This window comes from Actinomadura gamaensis, assembly GCF_042652125.1.
Lineage (GTDB): Bacteria > Actinomycetota > Actinomycetes > Streptosporangiales > Streptosporangiaceae > Spirillospora > Spirillospora gamaensis.
Map to the genome: position 1 here is coordinate 201,152 of NZ_JBHSIT010000008.1, position 22,059 is coordinate 223,210.

General features: G+C 72.6%; 19 protein-coding genes and 1 tRNA gene. 12 read left to right on the top strand and 8 right to left on the bottom strand.

Going from position 1 to position 22,059, the window contains the following annotated elements; genetic code table 11:
• The first annotated feature begins 6 nt into the window (after positions 1-6).
• From glp to ACFPCY_RS26770, 4 genes are all read left to right on the top strand, one after another.
• Positions 7-1,215 carry a molybdotransferase-like divisome protein Glp gene (glp, locus tag ACFPCY_RS26755; RefSeq protein WP_378259591.1) on the top strand — a complete coding sequence of 403 codons (1,209 nt, stop codon included), beginning with the start codon at positions 7-9 and terminating at the stop codon, positions 1,213-1,215.
• Positions 1,212-1,715 carry a cyclic pyranopterin monophosphate synthase MoaC gene (gene moaC / locus ACFPCY_RS26760; protein WP_378259592.1) on the top strand — a complete coding sequence of 168 codons (504 nt, stop codon included), beginning with the start codon at positions 1,212-1,214 and terminating at the stop codon, positions 1,713-1,715. The genes glp and moaC overlap by 4 nt, the downstream gene beginning before the upstream one ends.
• 307 nt (positions 1,716-2,022) lie before the next feature.
• A complete protein-coding gene (locus ACFPCY_RS26765) occupies positions 2,023-2,505 on the top strand; it encodes a MogA/MoaB family molybdenum cofactor biosynthesis protein (RefSeq protein WP_378259593.1) in 483 nt (160 codons plus the stop codon).
• Between the two features lie 136 nt (positions 2,506-2,641).
• Complete coding sequence (locus tag ACFPCY_RS26770) at positions 2,642-3,349, top strand: SIS domain-containing protein (protein WP_378259594.1); 708 nt, start codon at positions 2,642-2,644, stop codon at positions 3,347-3,349.
• A gap of 160 nt (positions 3,350-3,509) precedes the next feature.
• On the opposite strand, the gene ACFPCY_RS26775 is transcribed toward ACFPCY_RS26770, so the two are convergent.
• Complete coding sequence (locus tag ACFPCY_RS26775) at positions 3,510-4,289, bottom strand: DeoR/GlpR family DNA-binding transcription regulator (RefSeq protein ID WP_378259595.1); 780 nt, start codon at positions 4,287-4,289, stop codon at positions 3,510-3,512.
• 89 nt (positions 4,290-4,378) lie between these two features.
• Here ACFPCY_RS26775 and ACFPCY_RS26780 point away from each other — a divergent pair, with 89 nt between their 5' ends.
• The 7 genes from ACFPCY_RS26780 (at position 4,379) to ACFPCY_RS26810 (ending at position 10,707) form a co-directional block, all read left to right on the top strand.
• Complete coding sequence (locus ACFPCY_RS26780; protein ID WP_378259596.1) at positions 4,379-5,260, top strand: SIS domain-containing protein; 882 nt, start codon at positions 4,379-4,381, stop codon at positions 5,258-5,260.
• A 154-nt stretch (positions 5,261-5,414) separates the two neighbouring features.
• Positions 5,415-6,647: an N-acetylglucosamine-6-phosphate deacetylase gene (nagA, locus tag ACFPCY_RS26785; protein ID WP_378259597.1), complete on the top strand. Its 1,233-nt coding sequence runs from the start codon at positions 5,415-5,417 to the stop codon at positions 6,645-6,647.
• Positions 6,644-7,594: a 1-phosphofructokinase family hexose kinase gene (locus ACFPCY_RS26790; RefSeq protein ID WP_378259598.1), complete on the top strand. Its 951-nt coding sequence runs from the start codon at positions 6,644-6,646 to the stop codon at positions 7,592-7,594. Before nagA ends, ACFPCY_RS26790 begins: the two co-directional genes overlap by 4 nt.
• A complete protein-coding gene (locus ACFPCY_RS26795; RefSeq protein ID WP_378259599.1) occupies positions 7,582-8,418 on the top strand; it encodes a class II fructose-bisphosphate aldolase in 837 nt (278 codons plus the stop codon). The genes ACFPCY_RS26790 and ACFPCY_RS26795 overlap by 13 nt, the downstream gene beginning before the upstream one ends.
• Before the next feature lie 609 nt (positions 8,419-9,027).
• Positions 9,028-9,651, top strand: coding sequence for a GNAT family N-acetyltransferase (locus tag ACFPCY_RS26800; RefSeq protein WP_378259886.1), 624 nt, complete (start codon positions 9,028-9,030; stop codon positions 9,649-9,651).
• A 241-nt stretch (positions 9,652-9,892) separates the two neighbouring features.
• A complete protein-coding gene (gene sepX / locus ACFPCY_RS26805; protein ID WP_378259600.1) occupies positions 9,893-10,573 on the top strand; it encodes a divisome protein SepX/GlpR in 681 nt (226 codons plus the stop codon).
• A 60-nt stretch (positions 10,574-10,633) separates the two neighbouring features.
• Positions 10,634-10,707: transfer RNA gene (locus ACFPCY_RS26810), tRNA-Ala, on the top strand.
• 157 nt (positions 10,708-10,864) lie between these two features.
• Here the strand turns inward: ACFPCY_RS26810 and ACFPCY_RS26815 are convergent.
• The 3 genes from ACFPCY_RS26815 to ACFPCY_RS26825 all read right to left on the bottom strand — a co-directional run bounded on the left by ACFPCY_RS26815 (position 10,865) and on the right by ACFPCY_RS26825 (position 14,550).
• Entirely contained in the window at positions 10,865-11,947 is a 1,083-nt protein-coding gene (locus ACFPCY_RS26815; protein ID WP_378259601.1) for a TIGR03118 family protein, read from the bottom strand.
• Between the two features lie 247 nt (positions 11,948-12,194).
• Entirely contained in the window at positions 12,195-13,112 is a 918-nt protein-coding gene (locus tag ACFPCY_RS26820; RefSeq protein WP_378259602.1) for a MerR family transcriptional regulator, read from the bottom strand.
• 364 nt (positions 13,113-13,476) lie between these two features.
• On the bottom strand, positions 13,477-14,550 hold the full coding sequence (locus ACFPCY_RS26825) for a lipocalin family protein (RefSeq protein ID WP_378259603.1): 1,074 nt from the start codon (positions 14,548-14,550) through the stop codon (positions 13,477-13,479).
• A gap of 64 nt (positions 14,551-14,614) precedes the next feature.
• Between ACFPCY_RS26825 and ACFPCY_RS26830 the strand changes: the two genes are divergently transcribed.
• Entirely contained in the window at positions 14,615-15,151 is a 537-nt protein-coding gene (locus ACFPCY_RS26830; RefSeq protein ID WP_378259604.1) for an RNA ligase 1 family protein, read from the top strand.
• A 127-nt stretch (positions 15,152-15,278) separates the two neighbouring features.
• Here ACFPCY_RS26830 and ACFPCY_RS26835 read toward each other — a convergent pair whose 3' ends face one another.
• The 4 genes from ACFPCY_RS26835 to ACFPCY_RS26850 form a co-directional block, all read right to left on the bottom strand.
• Positions 15,279-15,659 (bottom strand): VOC family protein, encoded by a 381-nt coding sequence (locus tag ACFPCY_RS26835; protein WP_378259605.1) that lies wholly within the window; start codon positions 15,657-15,659, stop codon positions 15,279-15,281.
• Positions 15,660-16,058: 399 nt separating this feature from the next.
• Complete coding sequence (locus ACFPCY_RS26840) at positions 16,059-16,886, bottom strand: AraC family transcriptional regulator (RefSeq protein ID WP_378259606.1); 828 nt, start codon at positions 16,884-16,886, stop codon at positions 16,059-16,061.
• Positions 16,887-17,430: 544 nt separating this feature from the next.
• Positions 17,431-18,729 carry a toprim domain-containing protein gene (locus ACFPCY_RS26845; RefSeq protein ID WP_378259607.1) on the bottom strand — a complete coding sequence of 433 codons (1,299 nt, stop codon included), beginning with the start codon at positions 18,727-18,729 and terminating at the stop codon, positions 17,431-17,433.
• A gap of 272 nt (positions 18,730-19,001) precedes the next feature.
• Complete coding sequence (locus ACFPCY_RS26850) at positions 19,002-21,677, bottom strand: AAA family ATPase (RefSeq protein ID WP_378259608.1); 2,676 nt, start codon at positions 21,675-21,677, stop codon at positions 19,002-19,004.
• Positions 21,678-22,059: the final 382 nt, after the last annotated feature.

Here is a 22,059-nt window from a genome sequence, read left to right on the forward strand (position 1 = left end):
CGGACCATGAGGACGGTCGAAGAGCATCTGGCGGACATCCTGGCCGCCGTGCCGGTGCTTCCGCCGCTCGACCTCGCGCTGCTGGAGGCGGGCGGCGGTGTGCTGGCGGAGGACGTCGCGTCGCCGGTGCCGCTGCCGCCGTTCGACAACTCGGCGATGGACGGCTACGCGGTCGTGGCGGCCGACATCGCGCGCGCGTCCGAGGAGACTCCGGTGACGCTGCCCGTCGTCGGCGACATCCTCGCCGGCGACGGCGGCGTCGCGGCGATCCGCCCCGGACTCACCGCGCGGATTATGACGGGCGCGCCGCTGCCCGCGGGCGCGGACGCGGTCGTCCCGGTCGAATGGACCGACGGCGGCAGCACGTCCGTCCGGATCACCCGTTCGGCGCCGTCCGGAAACTACATCCGGCGCGCTGGGGAGGACATTCTCGAAGGCCAGGTCGTGGCGCCGTCCGGGACCCGGCTCGGCGCGACCCAGCTCGGCATGATGGCCGCCGTGGGGAAGCCCCGCGTCATGGTCCGTCCTCGTCCGCGCGTGGTGGTGCTCTCCACGGGGAACGAGCTGCGCGAGCCCGGTTCCACGCTCGCGCCCGGGCAGATCTGGGATTCCAACAGCTTCATGCTCACCGCCGCGGTCATCGAGGCGGGCGGTGTGGGCTACCGGCAGACAACGGTCGGGGACGAGCCGGACAAGGTTCTGGAGACGCTGGAGGACCAGCTCGTGCGCGCGGACGCGGTCGTCACGTCCGGAGGCGTCTCGATGGGCACCAGGGACGTCGTCAAGGAAGTCCTGACCGGAACCGGAACGGTGAAGTTCCACAAGGTCGCGATGCGTCCCGGTAAGCCGCAGGGATTCGGCTTGCTGCAAGGAACCCCGATTTTCACTCTGCCCGGCAATCCGGTCAGCGCGTACGTGTCGTTCCAGGTGTTCGTCAGGCCCGCCCTACGCGCGATGCAGGGACTGCCACCTGAGCCGCTTCCGACTGTCTCGGCCCTGCTGGACCGTGACGTGAAGTCTCCCGCGGGCATCAGGCACTACCTGCGCGCGAGACTGAGCTACGGCCCCGAGGGCTACGCGGTGTCGCCCGCCGAAGGGCAGGGCTCGCACCAACTGGGCTCGCTGGCCTCGGCCAACGCGCTCATCGTCCTGCCCGAGGACGCCGACGTGGCGACCGCGGGATCCCACGTCGAGGTGATGAGGTTGCCGTCATGACCATGGGTTCGGAGTTCGCCGGGTTCACCCACCTGGACGACGCGGGCGCGGCCCGGATGGTGGACGTCTCGGCCAAGTCCGTCACGTCCCGCACGGCGACCGCGACCGGATTCGTCCGGCTGTCGCCGGCGTGCGTGTCCGCGTTGCGCGAGGGCGAGGTGCCCAAGGGGGACGCCCTGTCCGTCGCGCGCATCGCAGGCATCATGGGCGCCAAGCGCACGCCTGACCTCGTGCCGCTGTGCCACCCGATCGCCCTTCACGGCGTCGAGGTGGACCTCTCCGTCGAGGACGGCGGCGTCGCCATCGCCGCGGTCGTCCGGACGGCCGACCGCACGGGCGTCGAGATGGAGGCGCTCACGTCGGTCACCGTCGCGGGCCTGGCCCTCATCGACATGGTGAAGGCCATCGACCCGGCCGCGGTCATCACGGACGTCCGCGTGGAGGAGAAGACCGGCGGCAAAACCGGCCGCTGGCAACGCCACCCGAAACCCGCCCGCTAACCCGCCCAGCACCAGGCACCGCCCTAACGCAAGGCCAGTCACACCGACGCGTGCGAGGCGTGGTTGCGCTGACGCGTGCGAGGCGTGGTTGCGCTGACGCGTGCGAGGCGTGGTTGCGCTGACGCGTGCGAGGCGTGGTTGCGCTGACGCGCGCGCGGTGGGGTTGCGCAGGGCGCGCGCGTGAGGGATCGGCTGATGGGGTGTGGCGTCTTGGCATAGTGGTCGTCCGGTAGCCGGGCGGTTGGGGCGGCGCTTCGGCGGTAGCGCCTGGCGTGCTCGGTGTAGGCGTTCGCAAGGAGGGCATCCAGTGATTCGCGCGTTGGCTGTGACCGTTTCGAACCGCGCTTCCGCCGGTGTTTACGTGGACAGGTCGGGGCCGGTCCTGGTCGCGCTTCTCACCGAGGCGGGATGCCGGGTGGACGGGCCGCGCGTCGTCCCGGACGGCGAGCCGGTCGAGGAGGCCCTCCGGACCGCCCTGTCGGAGGGGTACGACGTCGTCGTGACCACGGGCGGGACGGGCCTCACTCCGACCGACCGCACTCCCGAAATGACGCGACGCGTACTGGATCGGGAGATTCCCGGCATCGCGGAGGCCATCCGGGCTGTCAGCCGGGACAGCGTTCCGACGTCGATCCTGTCGCGGGGGCTGGCGGGCACCGCCGGTCGTACCTTGATCGTGAACCTGCCCGGGTCCACCGGCGGCGTCCGGGACGGAATGGCCGTCCTGGCCCCGGTGCTGGCCCACGCGGTGGACCAGATCGCCGGTGGAGATCATCCGCGACCCGCTTGACCTGCGGGTACGTGAGTTATCCACAGATCGGCCGCTGGCTTTCGAACGCTCGGCGGGCTTTCTAGGCTCGTGGACATGGCTGTGAGAGAGAGTTCACGAGGCCGCCGTGACGGCGGAACATGCCGGTGTGAGCCGGATGAGCGACGCATATTTCGACGCGGTGACCGAGCTGCTGCGGACTGTCCGGGACGCCGAGCGAGAGCGGATCGACGAGGCGGCCGAGACGACCGCTGCGGCGCTCGCCTCCGGGCGGCGGCTGTTCGCGTTCGGCAGCTCGCACTCGGCGCTGCCCGTGCAGGACATCGTCTATCGCGCGGGCGGCCTGATGCTGGTCAACCCCCTGACCGCCCCGGGCCTCTCCGGGGCCGAGACCCGACCCGTGACCCTGGGAACGGCGCTCGAACGCCTGCCCGGGTATGCGGCGGCGCTCCTGGACAACTCACCCCTCCGGGAGGGCGACGTCCTGATCGTGGTCTCGGTCTCGGGCCGCAACGCGCTCCCGGTAGAACTGGCCGAGCTCGCCGTCGCTCGCGAAGTGAAGGTGCTGGCGGTCACCTCGCGCGCCTATGGCACCCGCTTGGCCGACGTGGCGCACGTGGTCCTGGACAACCACGTGCCGATCGGCGACGCGGTCCTGAGCGATCCGGCCGTTCCCGAACCGTTCTGCGCCACATCCGGTGTCATCGTCACGGCCCTGCTCCAAGCCCTGACCGCTGCGATCATCGAACGCCTCGCCGCGAGCGGCATCACGCCGCCAGTCTTCCGCTCCGTCAACCTCCCTGGAGGCACCGACCACAACGAGCACCTACTGGAGGCCAACGCCGACCGCATCTTCTACCTCTGACCACACGTCGAGCCCCGCCTATCAGCGGCCCCACCGACCCAGTCCGTCGCCTTGCAGCCTTGAGCCTTGAGGTGGGTACTTGGCTTCGGGCAAGGGCCGGGAGCTTGGCTTCGGGCAGGGGCAGGGCGAGCGTAGGACGGGGTCAGGGGCGGAAAGCGGGTCAGGCGCGGATGACTTCTACGCCTGCCTCGGTGAAGGCGGCGGCGGCCTCGTCGCTCAGGGTCTCGTCGGTGACGAGGGTGTCGATCGTGGTGGTGTCGCAGATGCGGGCGAAGTCGCGGCGGCCGACCTTGGAGCCGTCGGCGACGACCACGACCCGTTCGGCGCGGTCGGCGAGGAGGCGGTTGACGGCGGCCTCGTCCTCGTTGGGGCAGGTCGCGCCGTGCTCGGCGGTGATGCCGGTCACGCCCAGGACGGCGATGTCCAGGGTCACGTGGTCGAAGATGCCGGCGGCCAGCGGTCCGGTCAGCTCGTACGACTGGGGCCGGGGCACACCGCCGGTGAGGACGATCTTCACGTGCGGGCGGACGGCCAGCTCGCTGGCGATGTTCAGGGCGTTCGTCACGATCGTGAGGGCGGGGCGGCCGCCGCCCGGGTCGGGCCGGGTGGCGAGGACGCGGGCGACCTCCGTCGTGGTGGTGCCGCCGTTGAGGCCGATGATCGCGCCCATCGGGACGATCCCGGCGGTCGCGGCGGCGATGCGCTGCTTCTCGGACGCGTGCCGGGCGGTCTTGTAGCGCAGCGGCAGGTCGTAGCTGACGCTGTTGGCGACCGCGCCGCCGCGGGTCCGGGTCAGCATCTGCTGCTGGGCGAGTTCGTCGAAGTCGCGGCGGATCGTCGCGGCGGACACCGCCATGCGCGCGGCGGCCTCCTCGACGCTCAGCTGCCCGGCGTCGGCGAGCAGTTCCAGCAGCGCGTTCAAGCGTTCGTGACGGGTCACGCAGGGGAGTCTAGCCGTGCACGGCCTTGTTTCTTTGTGTCTGTTTGAGATAAGAAACGAGCATTAATGAGCAGCGAGGGAAGGTCACCATGGCGGGGAACCACACCGAGAGCGAGATCGGCTCACAGCCGGACCTGTGGCGGCGCGCCGCCCGCGACGGGGCGGGCGGCGTCTCGGCCGCGCTGCCGCGCCCGGGCGAACGGGTCGCCGTGGTGGGCTGCGGGACGTCCTGGTTCATCGCCCAGTCGTACGCGGCGCTGCGCGAGGCCGCCGGCCTAGGGGAGACCGACGCGTTCGCCGCCTCCGAGTTCCCCTCCGGGCGGCGGTACGACCGGGTGCTGGCGCTCAGCCGGTCCGGCACCACGACCGAGGTCCTGGAGCTGCTCGACCGCACCGACCTGCCGACCGTCGCGATCACCGCCGACCCGTCCACCCCGGTGATGACGGCGGCGGACGAGGTCATCGTGCTCGACTACGCGGACGAGCAGTCGGTCGTGCAGACGCGCTTCGCGACGAGCCAGCTCGTCCTGCTGCGCGCGCATCTCGGTGAGGACGTGAGCGGCGCGATCGCCGACGCGGAGCGGGCGCTCGCCGAACCGCTCCCCGAGGCGGCGCTGACCGCCGAGCAGTTCACGTTCCTCGGACGCGGCTGGACGGTCGGCCTCGCGCACGAGGCCGCGCTGAAGATGCGGGAGGCCGCGACGGCGTGGACCGAGTCCTACCCCGCGATGGAGTACCGGCACGGCCCCATCGCAATCACCGGTCCGGGCCGCGTGGCCTGGATGTTCGGCGAGCCCCCGGCCGGGCTCGCCGAGCAGGTCGCCGGCGTGGGCGGCACCATGCTCGTCAGCCCGCTTGACCCGCTCGCCGAGCTGATCCGCGTCCACCGTCTCGCGCTGCACCTGGCTCTCCAGGCCGGGTACGACCCGGACACTCCCCGCAATCTCACCCGTTCCGTAATTCTCGGCTGATGTCCCTACGTCCTCGGCTCCGACCTCGTCCCTGTCTCCGTTCTCACCCTCACCCTCGCCCTCGCCCTCGCACTCGCGCTTGCCAGCGACTGTGGGGCGGCCTGGGGAACCGGCAGACGTCAGCCCGGAAGCTCATGCACCGAAAGGAGGGGCTATGACGGCGACTGCTGGGCCGATCGGCACGCTGACGTTGGCCAACGCGCGTCTTGTTCTTCCCGAAGGAGTGATCCACGGCTGGCTCCGCGTCCGGGACGGCCGGATCGCGGCGCTCGGTACAGGTGCGCCTTCGCCCCTTGCACGTGTCGTCGCGCGTTCCGGGGACGCTTCGGACGGGGGCCCGTCAGGGGGCGTGGATTTGGCTGCGGAGGAACCGGGGGAGGTCGTTGAGAACCTGGGCGGGCGGTATGTCGTGCCCGGGTTCGTCGACATGCACGTCCACGGCGGGGCCGGAGCCTCGTACCAGCCGGGCAGGGCAGAAGAAGCTCGGCAGGTCGCCGAGTACCACCTCGGGTGCGGGACGACCACGACCGTCGCGAGTCTGGTGACCGGATCGCGGGAGGCGATGGAGGCAGCGGTCTCCGGGCTCGCGGACGTCGCCGACGAGGGACTGGTGGCCGGGATCCATCTCGAAGGGCCGTACCTGGCGTCGAACCGTTGCGGGGCGCACGATCCCACCCTGCTGCGGACGCCGGATCCGGACGAGTTCGCGCGGTTGGTCGAGGCCGGGCGCGGCCATGTCCGCATGATCACGCTGGCGCCGGAGCTGCCGGGCGCGGCAAGGCTGGTGAAGGAAGCCGTCCAGGCGGGCGTGGTGGCGGCCGTCGGGCACACGGACGCGGCCGGAGCTCGCGTGCGGGAGGCGTTCGACGCGGGGGCGCGTGTCGCGACGCACCTGTTCAACGGCATGCGACCGCTGCATCACCGCGAGGGCGGCCCGGTGGCGGCGGCGCTCGGGGACGCGCGGGTGACCGTCGAGCTGATCAACGACGGGGTGCACGTGGAGCCCGAGGTCGTCCGGCTGGTGTTCGCCGCCGCGCCCGGACGGGTCGCGCTGATCACCGACGCGATGGCCGCCGCCGGGATGGGCGACGGCACCTATCACCTCGGTGTGATGTCCGTCACCGTCTCGGACGGTCGGGCGATGCTCGCGGACGGGACGTCCATCGCGGGCAGCACGATCACCATGGCGGAGGCGTTCCGGCGGGCGATCGACATCGTCGGCATCCCGATCGAGGACGCGTCGAGCGCCGCGTCGCTGGCCCCGGCCCGCGCGCTCGGCCTTGATCACGAAGTCGGATCGCTGGAGCGTGGCAAGCGTGCTGACCTGGTCGTCCTCGACGAAGGCCGGTCCGTCGCGCGCGTGATGAAGGACGGACGCTGGCGATGATCCTCACCGTCACACTGAACGCGGCGCTCGATGTCACCTATGAGGTCGGGGCGCTGGAGCAGGGCGGGTCGCACCGGGTCCGAACCGTCCGGGAACGCGCCGGAGGCAAGGGCGTCAACGTCGCGCGCGTGGCCACGGCCCTCGAGTGCGAGGTCGTCGCGACCGGGCTGCTCGGCGGCGCTGTCGGAGATCTCGTGCGGGACGACCTCGACCAGTCGGGGATCGCTCACGACTTCGCGGACATAGCGGGGACATCGCGGCGAACGCTCACGATCGTGGAGACTGAAACCGGCGAGGCGACCGTCCTGAACGAGGCGGGACCGGACGTTCGGCCCGAGGAATGGCAGGCGTTCCTCGACCATTTCGGGACGCTCGCCGCGTCCGCGGCAGTGGTCGTCCTTTCGGGCAGCCTTCCGCCGGGCCTTCCTACGGACGCGTATGCCGAGCTGGTCCGGCGCGCGCCCGGACGGGTCGTCCTGGACACGGACGGCACGGCGCTGACGGAAGGCGTCCCGGGACGTCCTGATGTGATCAAACCCAATGCCGACGAGCTGCGGCGCGTGACCGCCGGGACGGTTTCCAACGGCGGAAATCCCGCAGGTGCGAGCGAGGTCGTGAGCCGGGCGGCCTCGTTGCGGGCGGCCGGTGCCGGGTCCGTCCTGGTCTCGCTCGGGGCGGACGGAATGCTCGCCGTCACGTCCGACGGAGTCTGGCGGGCGGTGCCGCCCCGGGTCGTCGTCGGAAACCCGACCGGGGCGGGCGACGCGGCCGTCGCCGCCACCGCCCGCGCCCTGCTGCTCGAACGGCCCTGGGACGAGTTGCTGCGGGACGCGGTCGCGCTGTCCGCCGCGGCGGTCGCCGCTCCCGTCGCGGGGGATTTCGATCCCGACCTGTATGTCCGTCTTCTTCCCGAAATCAAGATCGAAGGACTTCCATGCCCCTCGTAGGAACCGGCGAGATCGTCGCCTTCGCGGCGTCCGAGCGGCGCGGTGTCGGCGCGTTCAACGTCATTCACCTGGAGCACGCCACCGCGATCGCGCGCGGTGCGGAGGCCGCGGGGGCGCCCATGATCCTCCAGATCAGCGAGAACTGCGTGCGCTACCACGGGGAGCTGGAGCCGATCCTGGCCGGGACGCTCGCGGTCGCGCGCGGGGCCGCGGTGCCCGTCGCCGTCCATCTCGATCATGCGACGTCCACCGATCTGGTGCGCGAGGCGGTGCGGCTCGGCGTCGGATCGGTGATGTTCGACGCGTCCACGATGTCCTATGAGGACAACGTGTCCGAGACAGCCTCGATCGCCGCCTGGTGCCATGACCAGGGCGTCTGGGTGGAGGCGGAGCTCGGCGAGGTCGGCGGCAAGGACGGCGTGCACGCGCCGGGCGTCCGCACGAAAGCGTCCGAGGCCGTCGCCTACACCGCCGCGACCGGCGTGGACGCCCTGGCCGTGGCGGTGGGGAGCTCCCACGCCATGCTCACCCGGGACGCCGTCCTCGACCTGGAGCTGATCGCGGAGCTGCGGGCCGCGGTGCCGGTCCCGCTCGTCCTGCACGGATCGTCGGGCGTCCCGGACGAGACGCTCACCGCCGCCGTCGAACGCGGCATGACGAAGATCAACATCGCGACCCAGCTCAACAAGGTCTACACGGGCGAACTCCGCCGGATCCTCGACGCCCACCCGTCCATGGTCGACCCGCGCAAGTACGCCGCCCCGGCCCGAGACGCCGTCGCCGCCGAGATCACCCGCCTCCTCGGCGTCCTCCGCGCAGCCTGATCCTCCCGCGCCTCGCCAGCCCCGTCCGCTGTGAGAACGCCGCGCCCGGCGGGGGACATGTGGGCGCGGCGCCGGCGGAGGGTTCGCGCGCCTTGCGCCGCGGTGGGCTCGTGGGCGCGGCGCCAGCGGAGGGCTCGCGCGCACCGCGCCGCGGCGGGCTCGTGGGCGCGGCGCTGGCGGAGGGTTCGCTCGCGAGGCGTTGGCGGAGGGGCCGCTCGCGTGGCGCTAGCGGAGGGGCCGCTTGCGCGGCGCTGGCGGAGGATTCGCTTGCGGGGCGTTGGCGGAGGGCTCAGGGGCAATGCGCCGGCGGAGGGATCATGTGCGATGCGTTCGCCCGATCCCCGCGCCCTATGCGCCCGCGGGGATCGGGCGCGATGTGTTGGCGGGGGCTCGTGCGCGATGCGCCCGCGAGGGGGCCCGTGCGCGATGCGTTCGCGGGGCGCGGTTCTCGGCGGACGCGGAGGGCACGGTGCGGGGTGCGATGGGACGGGTCGGGGTGCGGGGGTCGGTGGGGTTCTTCCGGGTCGGGTCGGAAGCCGGATTCAGTTGTCGGGGACAATTGATGGCGTCCGAACCGTCGTCCGGGGAATCATGGGAGCCGTGGAACGGATGCGTGGATGGCCGGTCACCTTGAGCGAGGGCCCGGTCGGGCTGCGTCCTCTGCGGCATCGTGACGCGGCGGTATGGCGTGACCTGCGGGTGCGCAACGCCGACTGGCTGCGGCCGTGGGAGCCGACCAATCCGGAGACGCCGCTGTTCCGCACGGGGCTCGGGCCTTACGTGAGCATGGTGCACACCATGCGGCGCGAGGCGCGGCAGGGGCTGGCGCTGCCGTGGGTGGTCACCTATGACGGGAACTTCGCCGGACAGCTCACCATCGGCGCGATCGTGTGGGGTTCGGCCCGTTCCGCGCAGATCGGTTACTGGGTGGACAAGGCCGTGGCCGGACGCGGCGTCATTCCGACCGCCGTCGCGCTCGCCGTCGACCACTGTTTCTTCACCGTCGGCCTGCACCGGGTGGAGGCCAATATCCGGCCGGAGAACACCGCGAGCCGGCGCGTCGTCGAAAAGCTCGGATTCCGGGAAGAGGGAATTCGGCGCCGCCAACTCCACATCGACGGCGCGTGGCGCGACCACATCTGCTACGCGCTGACCGTCGAGGACGTGCCGGGCGGCCTGCGGTCGCGCTGGCTGGCCTCCGCCAAGCAGGCCTTTCCCCGATCTCCCTCATGACCCTGACCGGCGGGAAGACTTTCGGGTACCGCCTCGTAAGAATCCTCCGGAAGAGAAGGCTTGGCAAACAGAGAGTAACCGCGGGAACGATCTCGCGACACACCGCCCCTAATGCTCGTCAAGCTCTGACACCGACTCGTACCGTGCGGGGCGTGACCCTGTTCCCAATGCACGTGCGCGCGCCGAATGTCGGCTCGGCGTCCCGCCGTGCCCGGGGACGGTTCCGTCCGGTGGTGGGCCGATGAGCAGCGCCTTCCTCTACCTCGCCATCGTCGCCGTGTGGGCCGTCGTTCTGGTCCCCATGTGGCTCCGCCGCGACACTGAGGCGCCGGCCTTCTCGCGGCTCCTCCACAAGCGTCCCGAGGAAGACGGCGCGGACCTTGATCTCGATCACGACGAGCCGGCCGGAACCGAGCAGCACCAGGCCGAGCACGAGATCACGGCCGAAGACGAATCTCTCGTGGAAGGCGAGCCCAGCGTGGAGGGTGAGCCGCCCGCCGAGCAGACGTCGCCGTCCGTCAACCGGCGTCCCGGCCGGGCCGCGGTGATCGCGCGTCGCCGCCGCCGGACGGTCGGCCTGACCCTGCTCGTCCTGACCGCCGTCGCCGTGTCCGCCGCGGGCGTCGCCCCCTGGTGGATCATCGCGCCGCCCGTCCTGCTCCTGGCCGGCCACCTCACCCTGCTCCGCGTCGCCGTCCAGATGGACCAGGCGCGCGCCCACGAGGAGGCCGAGGCCGCCCGCGCCGAGGCGCTCCGCGCAGAGGCCGCCCGCGCAGAAGCCGCCCGGGTCCAGGCGGAGGCCGAACCGGACGCCGAGCAGGCCGTCCCCGAGGACTCCGCGGAGGTCCTGGAGTTCGTCGGCCGCCCCGAGGACGAGGTCTTCGACCAGTTCGCCGACGACCGCCGCGCCGTCGGCGAGTAACCCGCCCGTTTTCCAGTGCGCGAAGCACTGCCAAAGTGCGCTAACCTTATGCACGTCCGCGGGGCTGTAGCGCAGTCCGGTAGCGCACCTCGTTCGCATCGAGGGGGTCAGGGGTTCAAATCCCCTCAGCTCCACCGCGTGATTGCAGGTCGAGGGCCTGGTCGGGAGAGATTCCGGCCAGGCCCTCGGTCGTTTTACGGCACTTCGTCGCAGGGATGGCGGCCTCGGCGAGGTGCGGGCGGGCAGTTGGCGGATGGGCGCGGCCTGTATTCGTGTGAGGTTCGCGGATTCTCAGGGGGCCGGGGTGATCAGGCCCAGGGTGCCGTGGGCTTCGTCGTCGGTGCCGGCGGCGAACCAGAGGTTGCCGGGGCCGCCGGCGACGGCGTTGCCGCGCGCGAGGCCCCAGAGGCCGCCGATCGTGAGCGGCTGGCCGGACGCCGTGGTCAGCGGGCCTTTAGGCACACCGGACGGCGTGTAGGCGTTGATCCGTCCGTCGCCGAAGTTGCCGATGAGGATGTCGCCCGCGTACGTGCCGAAGCTCTGCGGGGCCCGGACCATCGCCCACGGCGCGTTCAGGGCGCCCTGGCTGACCAGGCGGCGGACCTTCTGGCCGAGCGGTGTGTAGACGTCGACGAAGCCGAGGCCCGGGCCGTCCACCTCGTCGTCCCCGTTGGCCTGCTTCTGGGCGTAGGCGACGTAGACGAGGCCGCCGATGGTGGCGACGTCGAAGGGGGAGTAGGACGGCGGGAGGGTCGGGTCGGTGAACGCGCCGGGGATCGACACGCGCTGGAAAGTCCCGGTGAAGATGTCCACGCGGTGGTTGTGGAAGTCGGCGGCGAGCAGCCTCGGGCCGTCGGACGCGTGCACGAGGGCGAGGCCCTTGTAGACGGCGTCGGCGCCGGACGCGACCTTCACCGCGCGGGTGCCGGTGGCCGGGTTCCAGGCAGTGATCAGCCCCGCCTCGCTCGCGAGGATGAACCTCGCGGGCGCGCCGTGGACGGTGAACGAGCCGGTGTCGTTGTAGACCTCGCCGGTGGGCGCGCCGCCCTCGACGGCGATGTTCGGCGGGACCTTCACCGCGCCGTCCCGGTAGCGGGTGGCGGCGTCGGCGCCGTTGTCGCCGACCCACACGGGCGTGTCCGGGCCGAGGGCGACGCCCCACGGGTTGACCAGCGTCGGATCGGTGAGTTTGGCGCGTCCGGGCTGGTCGGCGACCAGGTCCCGCTCGACGAACCGGGTCGGCGCCGGCGCACGCCCCTGATGAGCGCCGGCCTGACCCTGCTCGGCCTGTGCGGGGAGCCCGGCCACCGCTACGAGCGCGGCCGTGCCGATGCCCGCCAGCGCGATGCCGAGACGTTTTGCGTTACCGCTCATGGGTTGCCTCCATGGGTTCTCGCGGTCTCGGCGTTGGGCACGTCCGCGCGCGAAACGCGGTTCGGGCGGTGACCGGGCCCGGACAACCACCCCCTGGAGTGAACCGCCGCCCCTGCGTCAGTGGCCCTTGGAAGCCGGGGGCGGGCGTGAGTGGCGGTCGGACATTCGGCGGGACGGAGAGCCGGTTACGGGCTTCGCTGGGCGTCCCAAGGCGTCCGAAATGAGGAGACAGGGGGTGAGCTGCGGTTCAGGGGTGCGAATGGGCCTTCAGGGCGGTGAGGAACCAGTTCAGCTCTTGGCGGGGGTGGGTTGGGGGCAGCCAGCCGTTCACGGTCGCCAGGAGGGTCAGGTAGCGCTCGCGGCGGGGGTCGTTGGCGGCGGTCAGGTAGGCGGCCAGGCGGGTGCGGAGGGACGGAGTGTCCGGTTGGTTCTGGGACGCGGCGTAGGCGTTGACCACCTGGGTGACCACGTCGGCGGCCTGAGCGGAGTCCAGGGCGACTTTGGCGTTCAGGAGCGGGCGGACGGTTTCGGTGATCAGGCCGACGGCGTGCTTGCGGGGCGGGCCGGACGGGCCGGTGGGCAGGTGATCGTTGAAGAGGAACCGCATGAGCGCGCGGAAGTCCTCGTCCTGGGTGAGTTCGGCCAGTTCGACCCAGGCGGCGACCTGCTCGGAGGTGGGGTCGTCGGGGAGCTCGGGCGTGAGGGAACGGCGCAGGACGCGGGGGAGGGGGCCGTCAGGGGCGCCGAAGGCGGTGTCGAGGAAGTCGGCGACGAGCTCGTCGCGCTCGGCGGTGGAGAGGCGGGCGAGGCGGTGCATCAGTTCGAGTTCCTCGGGGGTGCTGCCGCGGCGGGCCGCGGTGGTCAGGACGGCGTGCCGGAGGCGGAGGACGCGCATCTGGACGGCCACGGCGTCGGCGTGCGCCGCCGCGGCCTCGGCGGCGGAGGTCTCGCGATCGACGACGCGCCGGATCGTGCCGAGGTCGAGGCCCAGGTCACGCAGCGTCCGGACCAGGGCCAGGCGCGCCACCGCGTCGGGACCGTAGCGACGGTGGCCCGAAGGCGTCCGGCGGGCGGGGACGATCCCCCGGTCGGTGTAGAGGCGGACGGCCTTCACCGTCACCCCGGCCGTGCGGGCCAGTTCACCGATCGAGTAATCGCCCTCCATGCGTCCACCCTGGCATCTGCCCTCAGGGGAGATTCAAGGGGCGCCGAGCCCTGGGGACGAGCGCGCCAGGGTGTGGCTGGGGACGCGCGCCCCACGCGCCTGGGACGCGCGCGTCCTAGGCGGCTGGGGATGCACGCGAGGGAGGGCTGGGGATGCACGCGTCTGGGGCTGGGACGCGCGCACCCGGGGGTAAGGACGCGCGCGTCCCGGGCGGCTGGGGGTGCGCGCGAGGGAGGGCTGGGGATGCACGCGCTTGGGGCTGGGGCGCGCGCCCGGGGGTGGGGACGCGCGCGCCCCGAGGGGCTGGGGATGCGAGGGTTCCGGGGCGGCGGTGAGGGGGATGTGCCGCCGCCCCGGACGCGGGTCAGAAGACGGTGTCGGGGGTCGTGATCTCCACGTAGCTCTGGCCGGCGACTTTGCAGCCGTCGACCGTGCCGGTGACCGTCGAGGCGCCCTCCCAGTAGCCGCCGCCGGGCGCGTTGTCCCAGGCGACCTCCTGGTCGCGGCGCTGCGGTGTGACGGTGAACTGGCCGCCGGGGACGCGGACCTTCCAGCCGCTGGTGTAGGTCAGGTTCGTCACCGGGCTCGTCCAGCTGCCCGTCGGGCTCATGGAGAGCTTGGACGGGTCGAGGTCGACGGTCGTGCCGTCCGGCCGGACGAGCGTCCCGGCCCGCCGCACCAGGCCGGTCTTGTCGCTGATCAGGTAGACCATGTACTGGCTGCCGTTGGTCAGCTGGATGCTGAACCAGTCCCAGCGGCCGTAGCCCGAGGTGAAGTCGCCGTACTGGTGGTCGAACCAGGACTGGCCGGTGACCTTGATCGCCTCACCGTGGTCGTACACCGTGCCCGAGGTCTTCAGGTTGGTGTAGGAGTAGTAGTAGGACTGGCCCCACTGCGCGTAGTCGATGAGGCCGCGCACGCCCTTGTAGTCGCCGTGCAGCGCGGGCGGGGTGCTCTGGTTGAGCGAGAGGTCGAGCTTGTACGAGCCGTCCTCGAAGCCGCCGCCGAGCTTGTAGCTGCCGCTCTTGCCGGACATGTTCCAGTCCTGGACGGCGATGTCGTAACCGCCGTCCGCCGGGATGTTGTCCGGCTGCCCGGCGGAGCGCGACTCCCACTTGAAGTTGTCGGCCGTGAGGTCGGTGACCGCGAGGTTGCCCGCGTAGCCCGACAGCGTCGGGTACTGGATCTGGTTGCGGAAGAAGACCTGCTCGAAGCCGTAGTTGTGGCGCTTGCCCTTGCTGTCCACGCCGGTGAGGTGGCCGGTGTAGTAGTACCACTCGCGGGTGGCGTTGTGGGGCGACTCGTCCTTGGGGATCGTGATCCCCACGGTGTCGGCCGAGGCTGAGGCGGGGGAGGCCAGGAGGAGGGACAGCGCGGTCGCGGACGCCGCCCAGAGCGCGGTCAGCCGCCGCGCCCGGCCTTTGTGATCTTGGATCATGGGCGAACCCTAGCCGTGCGAAAACCGGTCGAGGAAGACCTGGATCCATCGCACAATCGGGGACATGCGCAAGATTCCGACGGTGTTCGTCCGTGACTGGGAAGCGGATCCGAAGTTCGTGACCCGCGTTCCCCACCCCGAGTGCGCCTGGGTACTGGCGGGTGAGGGCGTCCCGACCCGCAAGTTCGACGGCACCTGCGTCCGGTTCGACGGGACCCGCTGGTGGGCTCGGCGCGAGGTCCGCGCCGGGCGGACGGCCCCGGACGGCTTCGTCCCGCTCGGGACGGACGAGGCGACCGGCAAGACCGTGGGCTGGGAGCCCGCCGAAGGGTCCTCGTTCTGGAAGTACCTGCGCGCGGCCATCGGAGACGGCGCGTCGGAGGAGGGCACCTACGAGCTGATCGGCCCGAAGGTCAACGGCAACCCCGAGGGCGTGGACGACCACCGGCTCGTCCTGCACGGGTCGGAGCGCCTGGTCGGCGTCCCGCTGGACTTCGACGGGCTGCGCGAGTGGCTGCACGCCCACCCCTACGAGGGCATCGTCTGGCACGCGCCGGACGGCCGGATGGCCAAGCTCAAGCGCCGCGACATGCCCGCCTGACACCGCGCCGCCCCCGACCCGTCCGGCCCCCGAGCACCGGACGGCCGGGTGCCGGGTGCCGGACGGGCCGAGTGCCGGACGGGCCGGGGGCCGGACGGGTCGGGGGCCGGACGGGTCGGGCCGGGTGTCACTCGCCGCGGTAGGTGCCGAAGCTCCAGAGGTTGCCTGCGACGTCGCGGGCGGTGAAGCCGCGGCTGCCGTAGTCCTCGTCCCGCAGACCGCGGACGATCTTCGCTCCGGCGGCGACGGCGCGATCGTGCAGGGCGTCCGGTTCGTCCGTGACGAGGTAGACCGAGCCGCCGCCGGTGGGCTGCGAGCACTCGTTGGCCGGATCGCTGGTGCCGATCATGACGCCGCCGCCCGCGGGCCAGTCGAGCTGGGCGTGGACGATGCGGTCGTCGTCGGTGTAGCAGGTGCGCTCGACGAGCCCGAACGCCTCGACGAGGAAGTCGATCGCGGCGCGGGCGTCGGGGTAGCTGAAGCAGGGCCAGACCTTGTTCTCACTCATGACCTCATCGTCGGCACCGCACCCCCGGCCGGTCTTGGACGGATGGGAACCTGCGAACGCCACCGGGGCGAAGTAGCAGCGGAGAGCAACCCGGTGGAGCGACGGCGAGAGCAGAAGACGGCGGAGAAGAACCGGCGGAACGAGGGCGAGGTGGGAGAGCGGCGTCCTACGGAGCGGGAGGGCGGCGGCGGAGCGGACCCGGGGCGCGTTCGCGGACGCCGCGTGGCAAGCGGTTCGACCGTCGCGTTGTCGCGCGGTTCGACCGTCGCGTCGTCGTGCGGCTCGACCGTCACGTTCGGTCCCCGTCGTGTCGCATGGTTCGCCCAGCGGAGCCCTCTCAGCGCGGACGATCGGGATGGCGTCGCGCAGGACGCGTTCGTCCGCCCCGCCGGAAGCGGGTCAGCGCGCAGAAGCCGGGGTGATGATCGTCGCGTGCAGTTCGGCGAGCCAGGCGGTCGCGGTCGTCCCGCCGAGGTCGCGGAAGTCGCGGGCCATGTGCGCCTGGTCGAAGTAGCCGCAGCGGGCCGCGACCTCGGCGAGCGGCGGCGGGGCCGGGGTGCGCAGCAGGCGGCAGGCGGCCTCGAACCGGATGACCCGCGCGGCGGACTTCGGGGACAGGCCGAACTCGCGCTGGAACCGTCCGGCCAGGTGGCGGCGGGACCAGCCCAGCTCGGCGGCGAGCGCGCCCACGGGGACCGCGCCGCCGCTGCGTTCGAGCCGGTCCCAGGCCCGGGCCACCTGGACGGGCGGCCCGGCGGTCGCGTCGCGGGAGGCGAGGGCGAGGAGCGACTCGTCCAGGACGGCGAAGCGATCGTCCCAGGTCGAGGCGGTGGCCAGCCGCTCGGCGATCTCCATCGCGCGCCCGCCGACCAGGGCGGACAGGTCGACGACGTCTCCGGCCAGCTCGCCCGCCGGCACGCCGAACAGTGTCCGCGCCCCGCGCCAGGTCACCTCGAGCTGGACGCCGTGCTGCCGCCCGTCGTGCTCGATCACGGCGGGCGCGTCGTGCAGGCCGCCGAGCAGCGTCCGGAACGAGCCGGGCGCGCGCCCCGGATCCGGCATCCGGACGACGTCCACGCTGCCGGACAGGCAGAAGATCAGCGTGAGCCGCCCGGACGGCAGCCCCTGATGCCGCCCGGGCGGACCGTCCATCCGGTAGCCCGCGCCACCCGAGACCCACGGCCGCAGCGCCGCCGCCGGCCGGTACCGGACGTACTCCGCCTCCACCCTCGCCAGGCTAGGCGACGCCACCGACAGAACGGGGGTGGGGAGCCACGGCGGGCACTGCCCCGCCGTGACCCCGTCCCCCCACCACCGCAGGCGGACCCGGCGCGTCAGGCCCGGAGCGGACGCGCCCTCCCGCGCCTCCGCTCCGCCCCCCTTGGGCCTTCGCGAACGTCTCCACTTGGGTGCGCACGAAGTTAGTGGGAGACGGCGCGCAGGTTCACGCGGTTCCCGCGCGCGTCGGCAAGCGGTCGCTCACTTGCGGTGAACGGTCGATCACGCAGGACGGACGGCACGAAAGCACGATCAGCCCCGCACGAGCCCGCGCGCCACGGGGCGTGAGGGACGGGCGACACGCGACGGGGCGGCGGGACGAAGACGCGGACGCGGACGCGGACGGACCGCTCGGGGCGGAAGCCTGCGGCACAAGAGTGTGCGGGGCGGGGCGTGCGGGATGGATGGCGAGCCGTGCGGTGAAGTCGTGGAGCAGGGGTGTGTAGACGGCGGGCGGGCGCATAGGGGCGAGGGAGTTGTGCGGGGCGGTCGGTTATGGCGGGCTGATCGTGTCGGTGAGGATTTCGGTCATCAGGGAGGGCGGGATTTGCAGGCGGGACGCTACTCGGACGACCTGGCGTGCTGAGTCGTTCGGACGGCCCAGCGCGATCGCTGCGGCGACGGCGCGGGCGGCCGCGAGGCGGCTTTCCACGGTGTCGAGGGAACGATCGAGGGCGTCGTCCACGACCAGATCGAGAAGCGGCCTTGGTGAACGGAGGGCCTCGCGGAGTGCGGGCCGGCCGCCGTCTGCGAGAAGGCCCGCTGGATCCGTTCCCGCTGGAAGTTGCACGTGATCGAGGGGCCCATGAACCGGCCGCGGGCTGTCGGATGCGCGCGTTACTCGCCAGACCCGGCGCGCGGCGCGAAGGCCGGAGGCGTCGCCGTCGAACGCCACGAGCAGGCCCGTGCGGTCGAGGTCCGCTGCGGCCGAGAGGGCGGCGAGTTGGCCCGGTGTGAAGGCGACGCCGCAGGTCGCGACGGCGGGACGTCCGGTGAGGGCGACGGCGACGGCGTCCAAAGGCCCCTCCACCAGAACGGGGCGGGCGCCGCGGGCGAGCGGCCCGCGCGACTCGTACAGCCCGAAGAGCAGTTCGCTCTTGTGGAAAAGTTCTGAGCTGGGGCTGTTCAGGTATTTCGGTCCGCGTCCGCCGTCCGCTCGACGTCCGATGAATCCGGCGATCGTGCCGTCCGCGGTGCGGAGCGGGAAGGTCGCGCGGTCGCGGAACACGTCTCTGAGGCGTCCGCCGCGTCCTCGACGTGCGAGCCCGGCGGCCACGATCGACTCGTCCGGGTGACCGAGGTCGCGCAGCCGCGCCGTCAGTGCCCCTGCTTCGGGCGGAGCCCACCCGATCTGCCATCGCCGCTGGACGCGGACGCCGAAACCACGACCCGCCAAGTACGCGGGCACCCATCCCACGCGCGCGCACGCGAGGAAGAACTCCTGCGCGTCCGCCAACACGGATCTCGACGGCGCACGGACGTGCCGGACGATCGCCTCCCCCAAACGGACGACCCGATCGCCCACATCCGGCCCGCCCCAAGGCGCGGACGCGGCGAACGGCGGACGCGAAGCGATCCCCAGTTCGGTCAGAACCCAATGCGCGACCAGGTCCGCCTCGACGCGGCGCTGCCCTCGGCAAGGACGACCCCGGTCGGGCTCGTCGCCCGGACGCAAGGCGTGGGCGAGCTCATGCGCGATCGCGTAGGCGTCGCTCTGGTCGGGCGGCAGGCAGTCGTGCCGCGCCGCGAGCACGCGCAGGCGGCCCAGCGCGTCCGTCCGGGCCGTCGCCATCGCGCCTCCCAGCCATCCGCCGAGCCGTCTCCCGAGGCCGTCCTCCGGCCGTCTGCCGAGCCGTCTGCCGAGCCGTCTGCCGAGTCGTCCGCCGAGCCGTCTCCCGAAGCCATCCTCCGGCCGTTCGCCGAGTCGCCCGCCGAGCCGTCTGCCGAGCCATCTGCCGAGTCGTCCGCCGGCCTGGCCGTTGAGTCGGTCTCCGGGTTGTTCTGCGGGACGTCCGTCGAGCTGTCCTGCGGGCCGTGCTCAAGCCCTCTCGGCTCACTGTGGACCTAGAGGTAGAGGCCGTACAGCTCCTCAGGGTGGTCCCAGATCGGGGGCATGTCGTCGGCCACGAGGGTGATGAGGGCCTCGCGGTCCGGCCGTTCGGGCAGGGCGGCGATGCGTTGTGCCTGGTTGGCGACGGCCATGTCCAGCAGGTTCCGCATGAGCCGGCCGTTGCCGAAACCCGGCCCGCGCGGGACGCGGCGCAGCATTCCGGCCAGGGTCTCGGGCAGGTCGTCGTCCAGCCGGAACCCGTCCGCCGCGGCGAGCGCGCCGAACACCGCGACCAGTTCCTCGTCGGTGTAGTCAGGGAAGTGGATCTGCTTGGGGAAGCGCGAGTCCAGGCCGGGGTTGGCGGCGAGGAACTCGGCCATCTCCCGCTGGTATCCGGCGACGATGACCACCAGGTCGTCCCGGTGGTCCTCCATCAGCTTCACCAGCTCGGCGATCGCCTCGTGCCCGTAGTCGCCCTTCAGCGGCGACTGGGTGAGGGTGTACGCCTCGTCGATGAACAGCACGCCGCCGACGGCACGCTCCACCAGGCGGCGGGTGCGCGGCGCGGTCTGCCCGATGTACTCGCCGACCAGGTGGGTGCGGGACGCCTCGACCAGGTGCCCGGACGACAGCACGCCGAGCCGCCGGTAGATCCGGCCGAGCAGCCGGGCGACCATGGTCTTGCCGGTGCCGGGGCTGCCGGTGAACACCATGTGCCGGGTCGGCGTCGTCACCCGCAGGCCGGACCGGACGCGCACCCGGTCCACCCGCGCCGTCGCGGCGAGCAGCGCGATCTCGTGCTTGACGTCCTCCAGCCCGATGAGTTCGGAGAGCTCGGCCATCGGGTCGCCCGCGGCCTTCGCGGTGTCGAGCGTCGCCGGGATGTCGCCCTTCCGGACGACCGGCTGCTCGCCCTCGGGGGTCTTCAGGCCGTCCAGGACGAGCTCCGCCAGGTAGGGCGCCAGCCGCGCGTTCCGGAGCGTCTGGACGGGCGGCGTCGCGGCGAGCAGCGTCCCGGCGGCGGCGAGGGCGTGCCGCGTCGCCCGGGCCCCGCGCGCGGCGAGCGCCCGCCGGAACAGCTCGGCGTGCCCCTCGGCGGTGAACGGACGCGTCCGCGCGATCCGGAACCGCTGCGGCAGGACGGGGTTGATCTCGCCGATCCGCCGGTCGCCGTCCGCGTCGCACAGGGCGGCGACGTGCAGTTCCGGGTGGATCGCCAGCAGCCGGTGCAGCTCCTCGGCGACAGCCTCGCCGAGGCTCGGATCGGCGCACACGGCGTCCAGCCCCTCGAACACCAGCAGCCGGTCGGCGCCGCAGTCCCGCACGTCGCCGTGCAGCTTGGCGACGGCGTCCGGCAGCCGCTGCCCGACCAGCAGGTTCGCGGTCAGCCAGAGCGGGTCGCGGCTGAGGGACAGGGCGCGGCTGAGCTCCTGCGCGGCGTCCCGCTTGCCCGTGCCGTCCGGGCCGGCGAGCAGCAGCCGGACGCCCGGACGCGGCGACCCGTCCGCCGCGCTCGCGCTCGCGCCCGCACCGGCGATCAGCTCGTCCAGCGCGGCGGACACCTCCGGCTGGTCGACCAGCCCGGTGGACGGCGCGGCGGGCACGGCCGCGGGCTCGCCCGGAGCCACCCGCAGCCGTTCGGCGAGCGGGTTCGGCACCCGGCGGCGCGGCGCGAACAGCCGCCGCAGGTCCGTCTGGAACTGCACGACCGGAATCCACTCCGGACGCGGGAACCACGGGTCGCCGGGCAGCCCCTGGACGATCGCGACGAACCGCATCGCCATGTCGAGCCAGGCGCGGCAGGCGTCCGCCGCCCCCGACACCAGCGCCGCGACCAGCCAGGACCGGGTCTGCTCCTGCCACGCCGCCGCCTTGAACCCGCGCCGCTCGACCGGGAAGCGGGCGCGGACCTCGCGGTACCGGTCCTCGCCGACCGCGGCCGCGAGCTCCGGCGGCACGTGCTCCATGCTGCCCTGGAGCAGCAGCTGGACGAGGTGCGTCTCCACCGACTCCTCGCGGGGCGCGACCGCCATCAGGTGATCGCGCGCGGCGAGCAGCCCCTCGCACACCCACTCCAGGTACCCGACCGGGCCGAGCAGCTCCGGCACCGCGGCGAGGACGCGCTCGGGAGCGTGCGCGTGCCACTGCTCGCGCAGCTCCATCTTCGGCAGGTTCACCTCGCCGGGCGGCGGCGCGTCGTACAGCTCGATCAGCGCGCGGCGGCGGGTCTCCAGCGGCTCGATGCCCTCCAGCGCGACGAGGCACTCGCGGGCCAGCTCGATGGCGAGCTCCCGGTCCGGGGCCTCCACCAGCCAGTCCAGCGGCGGCCGCCACCGGCCGCCGGGCGCATCGCAGCGCGTCATCCGGGTGCTCAGCGGCGCCGGATTCGCCAGGTGCCCGTACAGCAGCCGCTCGGGGAGCTGCGACCACGACCCGGCCTTGATCGCGCCGCCGCCCGGCAGGAACGCCAGCATCGCGAAGATCTCCGCGGTCACCAGGGACGCGGGCAGCGTCAGCAGCTTGTGCTCGTCGGTCGTCAGGCCGACCGCGCGGGGGTCGGCGGCCAGCGCGTCGATCCGGGCGGCGATCTCCTCGAACAGGCCGTCCGGCACGCGCCACGGGCCGTGCGCGTACACGTCGAGGACCGGCTCGTCGGTGAGCAGCAGTTCCAGGTGCTCCGGCAGCCGCAACGCATTCTCCCCAGGGACGTCCTAAACAGGGGTAACAGCCTACGTTTCCGGACGTGTCGCCCGGTCCGGTCCCCGGAGGTCCGCTCCGGCCCCGGCGCCCGCGCGTGCCGGCCCCCATCCGGCGATCTCCCGCCCGCCGCCGGACCCCGCCAGTCTCCGCCTCCCCGCCCGTCCCGTCGAGAGCGTCTTCCTCACATGGCACCCACCGCCCACCCCGCCGAACACCGCCTCCCGCCCCGCCCCGCCGAACACCGGTTCCCGGCCGCCCGCCGAACGCCGGTTCCCGGCCGCCTGGCGAGCGCCGCTTCCGGCCGTCCGGCGACACCGGATCCCGCCTGTTCGGCGAGCGCCGGGCTACGGGTTGCCGGCGAGCGCATGTCCG